The sequence below is a fragment of the Bradyrhizobium sp. 142 genome (genome assembly GCF_023074015.1).
Classification (GTDB): Bacteria; Pseudomonadota; Alphaproteobacteria; order Rhizobiales; family Xanthobacteraceae; genus Bradyrhizobium.
On the sequence record NZ_JADPKQ010000433.1, the window covers coordinates 1 to 16,265 of the forward strand.

At 59.7% G+C, this 16,265-nt stretch carries 15 protein-coding genes and 5 pseudogenes; 12 read left to right on the plus strand and 8 right to left on the minus strand.

Annotation, left to right across the window (positions count from 1 at the left end; translation table 11 throughout):
- From IVA82_RS40095 to IVA82_RS40120, 6 genes and pseudogenes are all read left to right on the plus strand, one after another.
- Nucleotides 1–311: creatininase family protein (locus tag IVA82_RS40095; RefSeq protein WP_247493846.1), on the plus strand; the 311-nt coding region annotated here is incomplete at its 5' end.
- 52 nt (nucleotides 312–363) lie between these two features.
- Nucleotides 364–534 (plus strand): hypothetical protein, encoded by a 171-nt coding sequence (locus tag IVA82_RS40100; protein WP_247493847.1) that lies wholly within the window; start codon nucleotides 364–366, stop codon nucleotides 532–534.
- Nucleotides 535–545: 11 nt separating this feature from the next.
- Entirely contained in the window at nucleotides 546–737 is a 192-nt protein-coding gene (locus IVA82_RS40105) for a hypothetical protein (protein WP_247493848.1), read from the plus strand.
- Nucleotides 738–824: 87 nt separating this feature from the next.
- A complete protein-coding gene (locus tag IVA82_RS40110; protein WP_247493849.1) occupies nucleotides 825–1,769 on the plus strand; it encodes a polysaccharide deacetylase family protein in 945 nt (314 codons plus the stop codon).
- A gap of 362 nt (nucleotides 1,770–2,131) precedes the next feature.
- Entirely contained in the window at nucleotides 2,132–2,722 is a 591-nt protein-coding gene (locus IVA82_RS40115; RefSeq protein WP_346659689.1) for a hypothetical protein, read from the plus strand.
- Nucleotides 2,723–2,828: 106 nt separating this feature from the next.
- Nucleotides 2,829–3,099: pseudogene (locus IVA82_RS40120) on the plus strand (IS5/IS1182 family transposase); the annotation flags it as partial.
- Between the two features lie 132 nt (nucleotides 3,100–3,231).
- Here the strand turns inward: IVA82_RS40120 and istB are convergent.
- Nucleotides 3,232–4,006: pseudogene (gene istB / locus IVA82_RS40125) on the minus strand (IS21-like element helper ATPase IstB).
- A gap of 132 nt (nucleotides 4,007–4,138) precedes the next feature.
- Between istB and tnpB the strand changes: the two are divergent.
- Both tnpB and IVA82_RS40135 read left to right on the plus strand, forming a co-directional pair.
- Complete coding sequence (gene tnpB, locus IVA82_RS40130) at nucleotides 4,139–4,402, plus strand: IS66 family insertion sequence element accessory protein TnpB (RefSeq protein ID WP_247493850.1); 264 nt, start codon at nucleotides 4,139–4,141, stop codon at nucleotides 4,400–4,402.
- Between the two features lie 74 nt (nucleotides 4,403–4,476).
- Nucleotides 4,477–6,062, plus strand: a pseudogene (locus tag IVA82_RS40135) (IS66 family transposase).
- An 84-nt stretch (nucleotides 6,063–6,146) separates the two neighbouring features.
- Here IVA82_RS40135 and istA read toward each other — a convergent pair.
- Both istA and IVA82_RS40145 read right to left on the minus strand, forming a co-directional pair.
- Nucleotides 6,147–7,394 (minus strand): annotated as a pseudogene (gene istA, locus IVA82_RS40140) (IS21 family transposase).
- Nucleotides 7,395–7,592: 198 nt separating this feature from the next.
- Nucleotides 7,593–8,000 (minus strand): hypothetical protein, encoded by a 408-nt coding sequence (locus IVA82_RS40145; RefSeq protein ID WP_247493851.1) that lies wholly within the window; start codon nucleotides 7,998–8,000, stop codon nucleotides 7,593–7,595.
- A gap of 438 nt (nucleotides 8,001–8,438) precedes the next feature.
- Here IVA82_RS40145 and IVA82_RS40150 point away from each other — a divergent pair, with 438 nt between their 5' ends.
- Complete coding sequence (locus IVA82_RS40150; protein WP_247493852.1) at nucleotides 8,439–8,615, plus strand: hypothetical protein; 177 nt, start codon at nucleotides 8,439–8,441, stop codon at nucleotides 8,613–8,615.
- 19 nt (nucleotides 8,616–8,634) lie between these two features.
- Here IVA82_RS40150 and IVA82_RS40155 read toward each other — a convergent pair whose 3' ends face one another.
- Complete coding sequence (locus IVA82_RS40155) at nucleotides 8,635–9,909, minus strand: amidase (protein WP_247493853.1); 1,275 nt, start codon at nucleotides 9,907–9,909, stop codon at nucleotides 8,635–8,637.
- A 684-nt stretch (nucleotides 9,910–10,593) separates the two neighbouring features.
- On the opposite strand from IVA82_RS40155, the gene IVA82_RS40160 reads away from it, so the two are divergent.
- Nucleotides 10,594–10,965 carry a hypothetical protein gene (locus IVA82_RS40160; protein WP_247493854.1) on the plus strand — a complete coding sequence of 124 codons (372 nt, stop codon included), beginning with the start codon at nucleotides 10,594–10,596 and terminating at the stop codon, nucleotides 10,963–10,965.
- 216 nt (nucleotides 10,966–11,181) lie between these two features.
- Nucleotides 11,182–12,295 (plus strand): annotated as a pseudogene (locus IVA82_RS40165) (IS630 family transposase).
- Nucleotides 12,296–12,620: 325 nt separating this feature from the next.
- Here IVA82_RS40165 and IVA82_RS40170 read toward each other — a convergent pair.
- A complete protein-coding gene (locus IVA82_RS40170) occupies nucleotides 12,621–12,803 on the minus strand; it encodes a hypothetical protein (RefSeq protein ID WP_247493855.1) in 183 nt (60 codons plus the stop codon).
- A 72-nt stretch (nucleotides 12,804–12,875) separates the two neighbouring features.
- Nucleotides 12,876–13,553 carry a cyclase family protein gene (locus IVA82_RS40175; RefSeq protein ID WP_247493856.1) on the minus strand — a complete coding sequence of 226 codons (678 nt, stop codon included), beginning with the start codon at nucleotides 13,551–13,553 and terminating at the stop codon, nucleotides 12,876–12,878.
- A 562-nt stretch (nucleotides 13,554–14,115) separates the two neighbouring features.
- On the opposite strand from IVA82_RS40175, the gene IVA82_RS40180 reads away from it, so the two are divergent.
- Complete coding sequence (locus tag IVA82_RS40180; protein WP_247493857.1) at nucleotides 14,116–14,283, plus strand: hypothetical protein; 168 nt, start codon at nucleotides 14,116–14,118, stop codon at nucleotides 14,281–14,283.
- 252 nt (nucleotides 14,284–14,535) lie between these two features.
- Here the strand turns inward: IVA82_RS40180 and IVA82_RS40185 are convergent, their stop codons facing one another.
- The gene (locus IVA82_RS40185) at nucleotides 14,536–15,639 is read right to left on the minus strand and encodes an Ldh family oxidoreductase (RefSeq protein ID WP_247493858.1); all 1,104 of its coding nucleotides are present in this window, start codon (nucleotides 15,637–15,639) and stop codon (nucleotides 14,536–14,538) included.
- Between the two features lie 422 nt (nucleotides 15,640–16,061).
- The coding region (locus IVA82_RS40190) for an integrase core domain-containing protein (protein WP_247493420.1) at nucleotides 16,062–16,265 on the minus strand (204 nt) is incomplete at its 5' end.

Consider the following 16,265-nt stretch of genomic DNA (forward strand, 5'->3'; position numbering starts at 1 on the left):
TGCTCGAGCGGCAGAGCAATCTTTGGCATGCCTGCGAGGCTGAGACGTCGATGTGTATGGCGTTGCGGCCTGAACTCGTGGCAGAGGACCGCATCCGCACCGCCGAGGGCAATCACACGCCATCGGTCGCCGAACTTGTAGGCAAGGGCATCTATTTGTGGCGCAGCCTCGCGAGCGAATCCTCCAACGGTGTCTACGGTTATCCAAGCGCGGCCTCGCGCGAGAAGGGGGAGCGGCTGCTCGACGTGATCAGTCACGATCTTGCCGAGAAGATCTGCAGCAAGGAACTGTGGGCTCTGCCCTGGCGCTAGTCCTTCTTGGGACGACGTTCGGACAATGGAGTTTTTCGCGAGGAAGGAGCGTATGGCCGGCAAGCTCAAACCGCTCGACATCGAACGCGACATTCGGCCAGGCAAATCCCGTGACGTCGGCGGTCTCGATCTAATTGTCACTGGCGCGACGTCAAAGAACTGGAGCTACGGATACTGGAAAACCGGCAAACAGCTTGGGCTTATTCAAAGATGTTTCGCTTAAGGACACCCGGCTTGCTCGATTTGCTGCGCGCTCCACGTCAAAGGACGCCGAAGGACAGCAAGTTCACCTTTCCAACCCTCGAAGGATGCGCCGATACCTGCGTTCGGGAGCGCTGGTTGACCTGGATCAAGAGGCGCGCACCGCAATCGACGGCCGTCATTGCTCAAACGCTACGCGAGCGCGAGCATGTCAAAGGTTCCTAATATTGTGCAAACTGACCACACTTGAAGCATGATTGGGCCGCAGACACCAGTCGCACGTGAGTGTGTTCTAAATGGAGTTCCCATCCAATGACTTTCTCGGGCCGCCTCTCGGATAGCGATTACTTGCGCTACAGTGCGATCACTCGCCGGTCGCCGGTGATTTGGCCTGGTGGCGCACATGTTGCTTTCTGGACCGTTCCAAACGTAGAGCACTACGAATTTAAGCCTGTTGCCCAGAATCCCTATATTAAATCTTGGTCCCGCACACCGGCGCCGGACGTGATGGAATATTCGTTATATGATTACGGGAATCGCGTCGGATTCTGGCGAATGCTAGAAGTATACGACCGATACAACCTCAAAGCAACGGTGTCGGTGAATGTCGCTGTACTGGAGCAATTTCCACGGCTCTGCGAGGCGATGATCGAACGCAACTGGGAATTCATGGGACACGGCCTGTTTAATACTCGATATCTCTTTGGGATGGATATTGAGCACGAGCGACACTTCTATCGCGACCTGATCCGACAAACCCACGAAAGAACTGGGACGCGAATGAAAGGAATGCTTGGTCCTGCGCTTACCGCTACGCCAAACACCCCTTGGCTGATGAAGGAGGCGGGGCTGCTTTACACCACGGACTGGTTCGTCGACGATCAGCCGTTCCCGCTTTTTACGCCTGCCGGTCCCCTCGTGGGTGTTCCTTACTCGCGAACGATAAACGATGCGTTCAACTTCTGGCCGGGGACGCGTGTTGTTGAGCCTGAATATTGGGTACAGACCTGCAAGGACCAATTCGATGTCCTTTTTCAGGAGGGAGCCGAGAGCGGGCGAGTGATGTGTCTCCCCCTGCACCCGTTCATCGTCGGCCAACCGCACCGAGTGAAATATCTCGACCAGATCCTCGATTATGTGCTTCGCCATGATCACGTGTGGTGCGCGACGGCTGGTGAAATTGCAGACTGGTACGCCAAGACCACAATGCCGCGTCACATAGAAGAACTCGAACCGATCCTGAAGGACGCCGAATGAGCAACTCGAACAAGCTGTCGCCCGCGGCCCGCATGGACAACGGCTACTATGATTGGTCGCCCATCTCAAGTAGGCCTCGCCTTGAGTGGCCCAGGGGGCACCGTATTGCGGTCTGCTTCATGCTGCACTTCGAGCATTTCAATTGGTACCCGCGTCCGAATGTAATTGTCCCTCCGAGTGTCGCGGCCACAGCCTCGCCCTATCCTCAGGTTCCTGACGTCCACCGAACTTCCTTGTATGAATATGGGAATCGTGTCGGAGGGTTTAGGGTGCTGGACGTCCTTCGTAGGAACGGTATCCGACCGACGATTGCAATGGACTTAGACGTGGCCAAGCGGTGCAGACCGCTCGTGGACCAATGCTTGGCTGATCAGTCGGAATTCGTCGGGCATGGCCTCTCCAGTGAAATATTCATCAACGAGACCATGTCCGAGGAGGTAGAGCGGGCGTACATTCAGTCCACTATCCAAGGCCTTGCGGAGACTGTCGGCCAGAACGTTCGGGGGTGGAAAGGCTCGGAATGCGGAGAGTCGTCTAGGACAGTGCGATTGCTTGCCGAACTCGGGATTCAATACGTCTGCGACTGGCCTACCGATGAGCAACCTCATCTGATGCACGTGTCAGGCGGGAGTATCGTGAATCTGCCCTTCATGTTTGATGTCGATGATTTGTTTGTTCACCTTCATGGAGTTGTTCCGATACCGCGCTTTGCACGTGTTGTGATGGAGCAGTTCGACCGTTTATGTGAGGACGGCGCAAACAATGGGCGCCTGATGATAATGAACGTCCACCCGTGGATACTGGGGCAGCCCTTTCGCATCCGGTACTTTGAACATTTCGTGGCTCATATGCGGGCGAGTAAGGAAGCGTGGTTTGCGACTGCGGGTGAGGTGTGCGATGCCTATCGAAAAAGCACGATGTCAGTATCGGATGCAGTTCCAAAATTCGTCTGATGAATTTTCCACAGTTGTCTAGCGAGGCGGACTTTCACGTGGGTTCATATCCTGCGGCGGGGAAGTAGTTTCTGCATTCTGTTGGAGAGAAGATATCGAAGATACGGCGGTCAGGGGCCTCAATCGGCTGGCCCGCGCGCACGACGTGCGGCTGCGGCAATCGTATCTTCGCATCGCCAGGCGGGCGGCGATGGTCGGACGCTATGCCCACGCCAAACATGGCGAGCTCGAGGCTGCTTTCGAGCAGCCGCTTTCGCGCGCCGCGCAGATACGTTCCCGGGAGCAGCGCCAGCGCGGATACAAGCTCTATTCCTTCCATGCGCCGGGCCGCGGCGCCTTATGAGTTCGGCGTCAAGACTTCGATCGTCACCACCAACGTCTCCCTCCGGTTAGGGCCGCCTTGTCGGGTTAGACGAGTGCTGTGTAACAGCCCTTGTGAACGGGCAGCAAACTTTCCGTGAGAATGGGCTTCCAAGTTTCCCTAGGCGACGGCGATTGTGGTTCGGGGATCAGCCGCTATCGGGATCGTCGATGATCCTACCAGGCGGACGGCCGCGGCGCTTTGGCTGCGGCAGGTTTGTGAGCGGGCGCGAGCCCCGGTACGAGGGCGGCGTGTGCTGGCGGAGCCGATAGCTCGATCTCGATTTGGATAACAACGGCGTGTGCAGCAGGCGATCAAGCAATGCTGTGGCGACGACGGCATCTACAAGACCTCGCCCCATTCGGCAAAGCCGCGGTTCGAAGTGAGGATCATCACACCCTTTACATAGCGGGCGTTGACCAACTGGAAGAACAGATTGCCGTTGCCGGGCACGACCGATCTCGTCGACGACAAGGAGGGAGCCGCGGGCGACGAACCGCAGGCGCTCGCGCAAAGTGCCTTCGCGTTCGGCTTTTTGCGAGGATGGTGACGATATCGCTGAGCGTGGCGAACGCGACGCTCTTTCCCGCCTTCACGGCCTCGACCGCGAGTGCCGTCGCGAGATGGCTGTTGCCGGTGCCGGGTGGCCCAAGCAGATGGACCACCTCGGCGCGGTCGATGAACTTCAATTCGGCAAGCGTCAGGATGCGATTGCGATCGAGCGAGGGCCGGAATGCGAAGTCGAAGCCGGCAAGCGTTTTGACGGTGGTCAGGCGAGACATTCTCAGCGCGGTGCTGACACGGCGATTGTCGCGCAGCGTCAGTTCCTCGATAAGCAGCTGATCGAGCGCCTCAATCCAGGTGACCTCAGCCTGTTCAACTCGCCGGAGCGGCGTGTCCAGTATTTCTAGCGCACGTGGCATCTTGGTAAGCGGCAAAGAGACCCCGTCTGACGGAGTGGGTGAGCGATCGGCTATCGGCTGCTGAGTTTGTGAGCCGATGTGAGCTTCTATGTCTGTGAAATGGACCCGCAGAGCGGGACCGCTTGAACCGTTGTGCGCGATGCCGGCTCAGATCCGTTCGACGGGGCGCTTTATGTCTTTCGGGCGAAAAGAGCCGACAGAATAAAGATCGTATGGTGGGATGGCTCCGGCGTGTGCCTCTATTTAAAACGTCTTGAAAAGGCGAAGTTCTGCTGGCCGCGGATCGGGCATCATCGGGTGCAGATGAATCCTACGCAGTTGATGGCACTGGTGGATGGGATGGACTGGAAGCGGGTCCGGACCGTGGCGGTCAAGCCGCCGGAGATTGTTGGGTAAAAGCACTGCGGCGAAGTGAATCAGCGGCCTGAAAGGGCGAGAGAAGCGGAGCAAAATGTGCTCTGGTCGGGTCAATGACGCCGCCCGATCTTAGCCTCCCGAATGACGTAGAGACGCTGAAGGCCATGGTGCTTGCCATGGCCGAGAAGGCGGCCCGCGCCGATGCTCTGGAGAGCGAGGTCACCGATCTCAAGGCGCGCAACGCCGATGCCGATGCGCGCATCGAGCGGCTGACGCAGATCCTGAAGGCCTTCGACCGCGCCCGGTTCGGCCGACGATCGGAAAAGCCCGGCTCCGCGGACGGCGATGATGAACAGCAGGCCTTCGTCTTCGAGGAAATCGAGACCGGCATCGCTGCGATCAAGGCCCAGGTCAGCAAGGGCCGTGAGCAAGCGGACGGCAAGCGTGCACCTCGTCGGCGCAAGGGCTTTGCGCCCCATCTGGAACGGATCGAAACTGTCATTGAGCCGGAAGAGCTGGCTGAGCATGCCGGTAAGCAGAAGGTGCTGATCGGCGAGGACGTGTCGGAGCGTCTGGATGTGGTGCCGGCGAAGTTCCGTGTGATCGTCACGCGCCGTCCCAAGTATGCCTTCCAGAACGCGGACGGCGTAATCCAGGCGCCGGCCCCGGCCCATATCATTGAAGGAGGCATTCCGACGGAAGCGCTTCTGGCCCAGATCGCCGTCGCCAAATACGCCGATGGCCAGCCGCTCTACCGGCAGGAGGCCATCTACGCCCGCGACAACGTCGAACTCGACCGCCAGTTGATGGCGCAATGGATGGGCAAGCTCGGCTTCGAGCTCGAGATCGTGGCCGACTACATCTTCAGCGAGGTCAAGAAGGCTGAACGGCCGACGAAACCACCCTGCCGACGCTCGCTCCCGGCTCCGGATCGACGAAGACGGCCTACTTATGGGCCTATGCCCGCGATGACCGAACCTTTGGCCGCAGCGGTCCTCCGATGGTGGCTTATCGCTTCGAAGACAGCCGCTCCGGCGAATGTGCTGTCCGGCATCTCAGTGGCTATCGCGGTATCCTGCAGGTGGATGGCTACGCCGCCTATAACAAGTTGGCGCGACCCGATCGCGGCAATGATGGCATCACATTGGCTGGCTGCTGGTCACACAGCAGACGCAAGTTCTACGAGCTGCATGTTGCAGGGAGCTCGAGAGTGGCAACGACGACGGTCGAGCGGATGGCAAAGCTCTGGCAGGTCGAGAAGAGCGTGCGCGGTCAAAGCCCCGACGCACGCGTTGCCGCGCGCCAGCAAGCCTCCGCGGCGATCGTCGCAGATCTTTTCGACCTCTGGCAGCAGACCTTGCGGCGGATCTCCGGCAAATCAAAACTGGCCGAGGCGATCCGCTACGCCGTCTCGCGCCGTGCCATCTTCGAACGCTTCCTGATCGATGGTCGCATCGAGCTCGACTCCAACATCGTCGAACGCGCCATCAGGCCACAAACAATTACGAGAAAGAATAGCCTCTTTGCGGGTAGCGACGGCGGCGGACAAACCTGGGCGACCATCGCAACACTGCTGCAGACAGCAAAAATGAACAACGTCGATCCGTTCGCCTGGCTCGCCCTAACACTTCAGAGTATCGCCAACGGCTGGCCGAGCAGCGAAATCGACGCGCTTATGCCATGGAACCACGCCGTGTGACGGCCTCGGCTTGCCGCTTACGCATCTTGAGTGCGATCAGGCGTTTCTTGACGCTGTCGATCGCTGCCGGCTGCGTGTGGATGGTCATGGCCGGCCTCCCGATTGGGCTAGCCGTTTGCCGACAGCTTGGTAAACCTCCAGCGACCCTCGTGGGAGGTGATCGCCGGCCCGACCGACGAGCGCTTCGGACACGCCAGGTCGCAACCTGGACTGATTGACCGACTGGCGATGTTCGGGTGCGACGCGAGTTCGCTGGCGGCCTTCCAGAACGGGATGGACGGCGACGATTTCGCCTTGACCGAGAATGCGGATTAGATCGGGCAATTGCTGCACCTCGACAATGCGCCGCGTACGGTCCGGGACGCTGCAATAGTTGCCGCCGATCGACACGAGCGTCGTGGCTGACACGGCGCTCGAGTTTGAGCAGCGCGCCGAACGGTCCTGCTGGCAACGCCTGCAGCTCGGGCCTCTCGGCGGCAAACGCCTCAGCGACGACTTTCTCCGTGGTGCCGTGGCGCGCACGTTCGCGACCGTCGCGAGCCAGTCATCGATGGGTCTTGAGATCGTCGAGGTTGCGGAAGCTGCGCGCGAGGAAGAAGTCCTGCCGGATGTAGCTGAACGGCTCGACCTTGCCCTTGGTCTTGGCGCGGTACGGCCGGCAGGCCCTCGGATGGAAGCCGTAATGTTGTGCGAGCGCCAGGAGTGACCGTTATAGACGCTGTGACCATCGCCGTCCTCGCTCGTCACGGCCGTCTTCATGCGGTCGTAAAGGATCTCGATCGGGACACCGCTGATGGCCGCAAAAGCCTGTATTTGGCAGCGCAGCGCGTCTGCATGTCCTGATACATGACGAAGCGGGCGAAGATGAAGCGCGAATGGCCGAGCACCATCGAGAACAGCCAAATGATCCGTGTCGCACCGGGCTCGTCGGTGAAGACGGTCTCGAACCGAGCAAAGTTCACTTGCGCCTGCTTCCCGGCAGGCGTCTCAAATCGCACCTCAAGGGTTTAGGTGCGTTGTCGGGACGGATGGCGGCCGCGAAGCGCCGTGTAGGCGCCGGTGTAGCCGCGCTCGGGAAGCTCGCGCGTTATCCGGAAGGCACTCAAGTCCGGGAATGCGGCGATGCGCTCACGGAGATAGCCGAGATAGGGTGGCTAACTTGCTCGGCCGGCCAGCTGTCTGCCGAGGGCCATAGGCGGGTGGTTCAAGACCACGCGCAATGTATTTGCGGATCGCTTTTGGGTCGCGCCCCGTGCGGCGGGCAATCGCGCTGATCGACAAGCCCTGACGGTGAAGGTCAAAAATCATGATGAGATCTCCAAGCTGGTTCATCCGCGCCGCCCCCGAATCAATTCGGAATGACACGATCGGGCGCGGCTAGCCTGAAGGGGCTACGGCGCTGCGATATTTGGGGCCTCCGCGCCTTGACGCCTTCAGGCTGGGATGCCAACTAGGGAGTTTTCGATGCCCATACTTGGGGAGTATTCGCCGCCCAGCGACAGCCCTTATGGACAGCAATAATTGCAGTGCTCAGATTGAGCGGTTCGAGGTTGTTGAGACTGGCCGGCCTCGTCGGTGTTCCGATGATGAGAAGCTCAAGATCCTTTTGGAAAGCTTGCAGACGCCGCGCGCCGTCTCGTCGACCGGGTGATGAAGAGCCTCGGCCCGGCTTTGTGCCAGCATGGTGATGCCGGACCCGCTGCCAGTGCAGTCGACAGCTTTGGCGACGTCAGCGGGCGGGCGGATGGAGATTGACTCCGGCAGATCGTGGATGCCGGCATTGATATGACCGCGCTGTCTTCGCGTTGGATCTGCTGAAGCGGCGATGATCCCGATCGGGGGGCAAGAATCTGGATCGCAACCGGTCACACTGAAATGCGCAAAGGCATGCAGGGCTTGGCATTGCTGGTGCAGGAGGGCCTTGGGCGCGACCCTCATTTATGTGTCGGACGACATTATGTGGCGGAGGCGCCCTAACGCCAGCCAGCGCCGGGACACCTGGATTCCTCCGCCACACAATATTTGGTGCCTCTCGCGCGGACGCGGGACCCCCCTGCGCGGCAACACCAGAGGGGCACAATGCTCGAGTTCTATTTTCGTATCGCGGGTGCTCAAGCGCCTTCGTAAGGAGGCGCTCGGCGCCGAGATGGATCGCATCGCGGGATACTTTTTCTCGTTCGGTTACAAGCAAGCATCCGCTAAGCTTATCTGAGCCGGATTGCGCGGTTCAGCCATTTTGCTGCAACACATTGCGGTTCACCCGATCGGCAAAGCTATACTCCAGCAGTGACATTGTTGTGACGAAGCAGAGTGAAGCGCCCGAGTGAGCCTAAGGCAGAAATTGATGGGTTTATGAGCATCGAAAACGAGCGATGATTGGCCGAAGAAATTCAACTGACGGCGATGGCGGTTCGGCATCAGGAATTGGGCAGCGCGATGGTTGCAGAAGCGGTAAAGGCCAGCAAGATGCGACGCGAACTGCTGTTCCATCTCCGCCATCGTCTTCTGTGTCTGGTGCGCGCCAGCCTTGTGGCGAATATCGATTTGTCGTGAAGAGCCCTTGGACGTCGAATCATGTGCTCGCGAGACACGCCTCAACGAAGCAAGCGGCGCCCAGCAATTTCGCATCCTGGCCGCGCTGGCCGACCAACTGCACTCCGATTGGTAGACCCGCGGCGCCCCGGCCCATTGGCAGCGTCAGGCAAGGCAGTTGCAGCATTGACCAGGCACCATTGAAGCGGGGATCGCCCGTAGTTTCCAGGCCCTTGGGCGCTTCGCCGATCGCAGCGGGCACGAGCAAAACATCGCAATCGGTGAAGAGGCTTGCGCATCCCGCCCGCGCTTCCTGCGCTAGTCCCAACGCGGTTTCGTAGGACTCAGGCGTCGCGGACTGCTCGTACTGCTCGAACACGCCGCAGGTCTTCGGCTGGAGCTCGTCGCGCCGGAAGAGCCGTTCCCACGCGAACGCCTGGAGTGCTTGCCAGCTGAACAGCCCATCCTGAATCTCGCACCATGTAGCCATGCCAACGGGCGAAGGGAGATCCCGGACTCGCGCTCCTGCCTCGACCAGGCGTCGCACGGTCTCGCCGAGGAGTTGCCCCGTTGCAGGATCGGGCGCCCCCCATGGTGAGGTATCCAGGAATCCAATGCGGGGCGTCTGCGATGCAAGATCGGCGGCAATGCGACCACCCGTGACGACCGAAGCCAGTCGCGCGACGTCCGCCACGCGGCGGGCGAACAACCCCAGTGTGTCCAGGCCTCCGGCCAGGGTCTTGATGCCGGTTACGTCAGCCTTGCCGTAGGTTGGCTTATAGCCCACCACACCACAGAAGGAGGCAGGCCGGATCGTGGACCCGTATGTTTGCGTTCCGAACGCCAAGGGCACCATCCCGCACCCAACGGCGGCAGCAGAGCCGCTGGATGATCCTCCGGGCGTATGCGCCGGGTTGTGCGGATTGCGCGTTTTGCCCGAAGCGCCGGTCGCGAATTCCGTCGTGACTGTCTTACCAAGAATGATCGCGCCGGCGGCCCGGGCGAGTGCGACACATGTCGCATCGCTTGCGGGCCGATGTCCTCGATAGATGCGCGACCCGTAGGCCGTGGGCATATCCACCGTGTCGATCACATCCTTGATAGCCAACGGCACGCCATGCAGTGGGCCGCGGGCCGTAGAGCGGTCCGCAATTCGGGCTTGCGCAATTGCTTGGTCGGCATCGAGATGTTCCCACGCCTGGACGCCGGCCTCCAGTTCCGCCACCCGCTCGAGGCAGGAGCGAACCAAGGTCTCGCTGGTCAATTGACCTGCCGCGATCAGACGAGCCGCCTCAAGCGCCGTCAATTCTTTCATGTCATCGTCCTGGGGCTGCAAAGGAAAAGGCGATTGTAGGCAAGTCGGCACCGCGAAAACCGTATATGTCGGCCCGGGACTGCGGAGAAGCTGCGCTCCGATGCCGTATCCCGCAGAAAATTGTCCTGGTTCGAGATCGGGATGCGATCGCGTCTCCGTGGTCGCCGCGCCATGCAAGTCGGACTGCGCATCAGCAACGTGTCTGAAGGGCCAGCTGGGTGTCGCATTCTTAAAGGGACCTATATGCTCTTGCTCAGAGATTATAGCCACGAAGCAGAGTGGGACGCCCGATGCGAGTTGCTACAGCTGACCGACGACAAACGCGACGAGTTGACGGCGTTGGTTCGCTCCAGGCTCACCAACGTGCGACTCGGGCAGCGTGCACGCACGGTGCTGTTGGCTGCTGAGGGCATGCAGAAAGGACATCGCCATGCAATTGGGCCTGGGAGGGGTCAAGGTACCTGGCCTGGCCAAGGAGAAGCCGAGGCTAGCAAGGGCATAGCCGACGATGGCGATGGCATAGTCTGGCGAGAGGGCAAGCACGAGGCTGCCGAGCGACGATATCAGGCGCCCCATCGCAGGAGGGCCTTCGGCGTCATGCGGAAAGCTGGGAAAAGGCCCCAGAGCGCAAGCAAACTCGCGAGCGCCCCGCCGACCATCGCAATCTCGATATGAGTTTGGGCTATGCGCAGCAAGGCGCAGATGAGAGCTCAGGTAAGCTTTGCCCATTTTGTCGATGATCAGAAAATCCAACGTCTGTGCCAGCGCACTCTGACTGACACAGAGCAGGAAGCGATGAACGGCGCAAAGTTGGAGCGGAGCCACGGCGGTGCACGCGCCGCCTTATTATTCCGGAGCGGTGGCTTCCGCCATGCTCGGACCGGACAGAAGATGATGACAAAGGCGCGGCGCGAAAGCTGGGCACATCGGACATGGCGGCTGGAACTTAACCCGGTCCGCCTGCCAAAAATTTCATCTGGCCGTGCGCCCCGAGTTTCAGACGAGGCCAAGGGAACGAAAGTGCAGCTTTTGACGAGCTCCTCAGCCGAATCGTAGCTGCGATCGGTCGTTCTTGCAGAAGTTCGGCGTCTTGGTCAAACATTTCAGCCTAAAGTCTGCGAGACATCAACCCGAACTCGACACAAATCGAAAGCTCACGTCGCTGACGACAAGCGGGCGCTAGCGTCCCGAGTCACAAGTTCGCAATCTTAGATTCGCAGTAGATTCGCGTCGCTGTGCCAAGGATGGAGGCAAACAGCGACGGAGGATTTGATGGCGGACCCGCGACTTGCCCCCCTGGCATTGAGCGAAGAAGAGCGTGCCGAGCTGAAGTCGCTGACGATGCGGCGCAAGACGGCGCAGGCGCTGGCTCTGAGAGCCCGGATCGTACTGACCTGCGCGGAAGGCGGTCAGAACAAGGAAGTGGCGGCCAAGCTGGGCCTGGACCGGGCGACGGTAGGCAAGTGGCGGCGGCGTTTTGCGGAGCGACGCGTGGACGGGCTGCATGACGAGCCGCGCTCCGGGGCGCCACGTACGATCGACGACGCCCGCATCGAAGCTGTGATCGTGCAGACGCTGGAAAACAGCCCCGAGAACGCCACCCATTGGAGCTCCCGCGGCATGGCAAAGGCCAGCGGCCTGTCGGTGTCGACGGTGCAGCTGGCGGGCCTTCGGGCTCCAGCCGCACCGGATCGAGACGTTCAAGCTATCGAACGATCCGAACTTCGTGGCCAAAGTGCGCGACGTCGTAGGCCTTTACGTCTCGCCACCAGAGCGGGCCATCGTTTTGTGTGTGGATGAGAAGTCCCAAATCCAGGCTCTGGATCGCAGCCAACCAATGTTGCCGATGCGTCCCGGCCAGCCGGCCCGAAGGAGCCACGACTACAAGAGGCACGGCACCACATCGCTGTTCGCCGCTCTCGACATTGCGACCGGACGGGTCATCGGCAAGTGTTACGGACGTCACCGTGCTGCCGAGTTCCGCAAGTTTCTCGACGAGATCGAGGCCGCCGTGCCGCGCGAAGTCGACGTCCATCTCGTTATGGACAATTACGTCACGCATAAGACCCCATTGATCCAACGATGGCTGGCTAAAAGGCTGCGTTGGCACGTACACCTGACCCCGACCGGTTCGTCATGGCTCAACCAGGTCGAGCGCTTCTTCGCGCTCCTCACCGATAAGAAGATCAGGCGCGGCATCTATCGCAGCGTCGCCGCCCTCAGGGCTGACATCGCTTCGTTCATCGACCGACACAACGCCGATCCCAAACCGTTCCGATGGACCAAGTCCGCCGATGACATCCTCGCTTCCATCGAGCGCTTCTGCCGATACAATACCCCGGCAAAACACGAGACGATGTTGCGAACTTCTGGTTCAGGACACTAGTTCAAAGACGTCACCTTTGTGATCCCGTATTCTTCCGGCAAAATCCTCGTGAATGACCGAAATGCAGTTGGTCAGTCTTTGAGGATCTACTTCTGTTTGCTGATGTGATTTCAGACGGATTTTCCCCACGAGACGGTGAGGCCGAAGGTCTCACTGCTAACCTCGGCAAGAGCGCCGGTTGGCATTTTCAAGTCGAGGTGCAAGAGGGCTCGTGCCCAAGGCCGACCACGCAGGCCTCGAAAAAGGACACGACTAGTTGCGGGCTCGACAGAGAATTGTGGGCGTTGCATCTTCAAGAGGCCAGCCTGTCAGTCCTAAGTGCAGCCTATTTCAGAGCGTGCGGGTTGACGGGCGAACCAAGGCCGCCAGTAACCTCCAGAGGCGGGGCAGCAAGCAGGAAGCTGTAGCGTCCGTCGGCGGCGCAGTCGGCGGCCAACGCCTCTAGATTCATCTCGCCTAGCGGCATGCCCATGTCGCGCAGCGCCAGCATATGGAAGGCGAGTGGCATTTCCGAACCCATCCCTCGGCGTCTAATATCTCTACAGCCATATTGTCGGCAGCTACGGCAGCCAGCGATTTGTCATAAGCCCACTCGGCGCATGTATAACCGAGGCCCGGTTACATTCCCATGAATACGTCGCGGTCTCCGTCGGCAGTGAAACCAAAGCATGTGTCCGGTGTGCACCAAAAGGATGTCGCCGGGGCCAACGCTTACCTCCTGCTTCTCGCATGCGGCGTTCAGATCATCGACCGTGATCGCGTAGTCGAGCGGCAGCCGCTCGACTTCCTTTAGCCGTGCAATGTCGACGAGCACCCCGCGCGAAACGATGCCAGGGGCTGCCAGATGGTTGATGCCCATCTTCAGCGCACCATTTTCGGTGAGGCATTCGCGCGCGTTGCAGCCATTGTAAAGGTGACCGTCATAGTGGACGTGGCCGAGCGCGTCCCATTGCGTTGAACATTGCAGGGGCATGTGGATGACGTCATCGGAGTAGCAGACTCCTTGCGCGCCCGGCCCCATCGGAGTGAAAAGGTCTGTCGCGTCGACCATAGGGTTGAACCGCCTGCGTCCCAGCTGCGGTCCATTGCGGTCGAACCGCAGACCGAGATTAAAGAGCTTGCCATCGCGAACCTCGGCGGCCGCGTTCTTCAGCGTTTCCGATCCGATGTGATTGAGCTTCCCGCGCTGGCCAGCTTCGCCCCAACGCCCCCAGTTGCGCAACTTATCTGCAAGATGGTCAAAATTGGCAGGCCGCATGGCCGTTTCCTTTTTGGCTGCAAAACGTTGGGCATCTTCGGGCTGTTTGGTGAAATGCCTCTTCGCGTGCTTGGCAGTTTCTTTGACATGCCTGCGCGACCCGAGTCGCTGTGCCTTCGTGAAATGCCGCTGGTGCTTGAGAATGTTACCGCTTCACAACGGTTCTTCTCGCCTAAATCAGCTGGCGTCATACCGAAATCATGCGCCAGATTGAAGCGAAACGCAGCCTTTTACACAAGCCACGCCGCCTTGTGATGGACTTCAGAAAGCGATCAATCGGGTACCGAGCTCGACGAAATCCATTCTACTGGACATCTTGCGCTGTGCCACCGAGCGCGGCTGCCACTGACCTGAATGGCTGCTGCGCAGAACGTCGAAACGAAGCGGGCGCCAATAACCGTGATCCGGAAGCTCACGGAGATTCAGGTACCGACCGCGCAAAAAGGCGCGGTCGACGCACATCTCGCGCAAAAGTCCGTCCATTGATCGTGAAGTAGGCTCCGAACGTGTACATCGAAATTGTGAAATTTGGACAAGTAAAATGCCCCGGAGGAAATGAACAATGTTCGCCCGACACCCTGAAGTAGCCACCGTACAAAAGTCCTTCTCTCGGCGGCAAAGTAGAAATGCGCGCCAGCGCATTGTCGAACAGGTGACCGAAAAGGGCGTGGCGCGCGAAGATGTCTCGACCCAGCTCAAAAAGATACCGGAGATCAGAGGGCCGCCCTGATGGAGAAAAGATCAGAGACCTGTCCGCCGAAATTCTGCGTCTGTGACCGCGTAGGCGGAGGCGGCACCGCCGGAAACCTAGTTTGATGTTTTGGGCAAAAATGGAGCGATATCCACATTAATTTGCTCGTCAGCTTGCGCTTAAATCGCTGCTGGCCAACAAAGCATGAACTTATGATCTCTTCACTCTGACCTGCCACTGGGTTTTCATCCAGCAGCGGTCAGAATCACGGAGCTTTTGCCGCTCTTCTGCTCAGGCAAGATCGAGTTCGCCGGCGAGCCCGTAGTCACGCGCAAGAGCGCGCAGTTTCTCCCAGGTCGCCAACTCGATTTCGATGCCATTTGCCTTGCGCTCTTGTTCGCGCAAATATCCGATCTCGCCAGGGAAGAACACGCCGGATGAGCCTTCAGATGGCAGCGTAGCTTTTAGATCGCGCGCGAAGTCCGCGACTTCTCTCTTGAACTGATCAAGTGGACAAAACGCTGCCACATTGAATACCGCCATGAAGCAACCGAAGTTGTCCCGGCCCTTCGGCTCGATCCCGAAACGAGGGCCGGTCAGAAGGCTGCACAGCACTTCTACCATCGCGGCAAGGCCGCTGCCCTTGTAGCCCTGGGGCCCGCCGAGCGGCAGCAGTACGCCGCCTTTGGCGTAATCGCGGGGATCGGTGGTGGGTCGTCCCTCGGCATCGATGATCCAGCCGCTGGGAATTTCCTCATCGCGCGCGACCGCCAGCTGGATCTTACCAGCAGCGACCACCGAGGTCGCCATGTCGAGAAGAAAAGGGGCCTCGAGATCAGAAGGCACCGCGATGGAGATCGGGTTGGTGCCAAGCCGCGCCTCGCGTCCACCGAAGGGCGCTACATATTTAGGTGAGCGGCCGGAGTCAGCGGCTGCTAGCCCGATCATGCCGGCGTTTGCCGCCATTAAGGGATAAGCGGCGAGCCGTCCGACATGGCTTTGCCGGAACACAGTACAGGCCGCGACATTGGCCGTCTTTGCCTTCTCGACAGTGAGCGCCATCGCTTTGGAGCTGATATGAAAGCCAAAGCCGCACTGGCCGTCGATGACGGCTGTGGTTGGGGATTCTTGCACGATGGTCCACTCCGCGCCCGGTACGATGTGACCGGCCTTGATGGCGTTGATATAGGTCGGAATGGCGATGATCCCATGGGAATCATGGCCGGCCAGATTGGCATTTATGCAGCCGGTTGCGACCGCTTGTGCCTCGTCCTTCGGGCTGCCGGCAGCTTGCAGCAGCGCCGCACCGATGCGGGTGAGGCGATCGGCCTTCACGACTTCGAAGCGTTTCTCGTTTTCCAGCGGGCCTAGCCCTGAGTTCTTGATCGGACTCATCAGATTCTCCTCAATTTTGCCAAGTCGCCCAACACCTAAGTCGGCCGGACGCGTCATGCAAATTGCTTGCCTCTCGCCAAATAGATCTGTCCTCAGGAGCCGAAAGCGCACCGTTCGCAGCCCGGACCTGGGCCTAAAGGAATCGGGTTCGAAGAGGAAAGGAGCTAGCTCAGTGTTCGCATATAAGCGGCGGATAGTTTCTGCTCCTCATCGCGCGCTGGATCTGGTTCACATCTACAATCGAGACGACAGAAAACATGCATGCCGCGAATGTGGTTCGTGGAATGGCCGGCCTGCTGTTGTCGAGTTTCCGACGTAGGCGTCTTCAAACGGATCTGGATCGCGCAACAGACGCCGAGGGAGAGCTGGTCCCGCTTGTCTGAACAGACTTTCCGCGTCGATAAGTGGAGCCTCTGCCGAGATTAGGCCGCCACGCGGAGCGGCGGAAGGTTGAAGTAGGCTTGATCCGGGGTCATGTCGTCAAGGCTCGAATGGGGCCTTCGTGCGTTGTAGAAGTCGAGATACCGGCCGATCGAATGTCGCGCCTCGCCGACGGTTTCGTAGGCTCGCAGATAGACCTCCTCGTATTTAACGCTGCGCCATAGCCGCTCGACGAAGACGTTGTC

What these genes read in the sequence shown, in the direction of transcription:
- IVA82_RS40155 (WP_247493853.1), bottom strand. Translation starts at nt 9,909, where the DNA reads ATGAAAGAATTGACGGCGCTTGAGGCGGCTCGTCTGATCGCGGCAGGT.
- IVA82_RS40110 (WP_247493849.1), top strand. Translation starts at nt 825, where the DNA reads ATGACTTTCTCGGGCCGCCTCTCGGATAGCGATTACTTGCGCTACAGT.
- IVA82_RS40185 (WP_247493858.1), bottom strand. Translation starts at nt 15,639, where the DNA reads ATGAGTCCGATCAAGAACTCAGGGCTAGGCCCGCTGGAAAACGAGAAA.
- IVA82_RS40160 (WP_247493854.1), top strand. Translation starts at nt 10,594, where the DNA reads ATGCGCAGCAAGGCGCAGATGAGAGCTCAGGTAAGCTTTGCCCATTTT.
- IVA82_RS40180 (WP_247493857.1), top strand. Translation starts at nt 14,116, where the DNA reads ATGTTCGCCCGACACCCTGAAGTAGCCACCGTACAAAAGTCCTTCTCT.
- IVA82_RS40170 (WP_247493855.1), bottom strand. Translation starts at nt 12,803, where the DNA reads ATGCCACTCGCCTTCCATATGCTGGCGCTGCGCGACATGGGCATGCCG.
- IVA82_RS40175 (WP_247493856.1), bottom strand. Translation starts at nt 13,553, where the DNA reads ATGCGGCCTGCCAATTTTGACCATCTTGCAGATAAGTTGCGCAACTGG.
- IVA82_RS40100 (WP_247493847.1), top strand. Translation starts at nt 364, where the DNA reads ATGGCCGGCAAGCTCAAACCGCTCGACATCGAACGCGACATTCGGCCA.
- IVA82_RS40145 (WP_247493851.1), bottom strand. Translation starts at nt 8,000, where the DNA reads ATGAGGGTCGCGCCCAAGGCCCTCCTGCACCAGCAATGCCAAGCCCTG.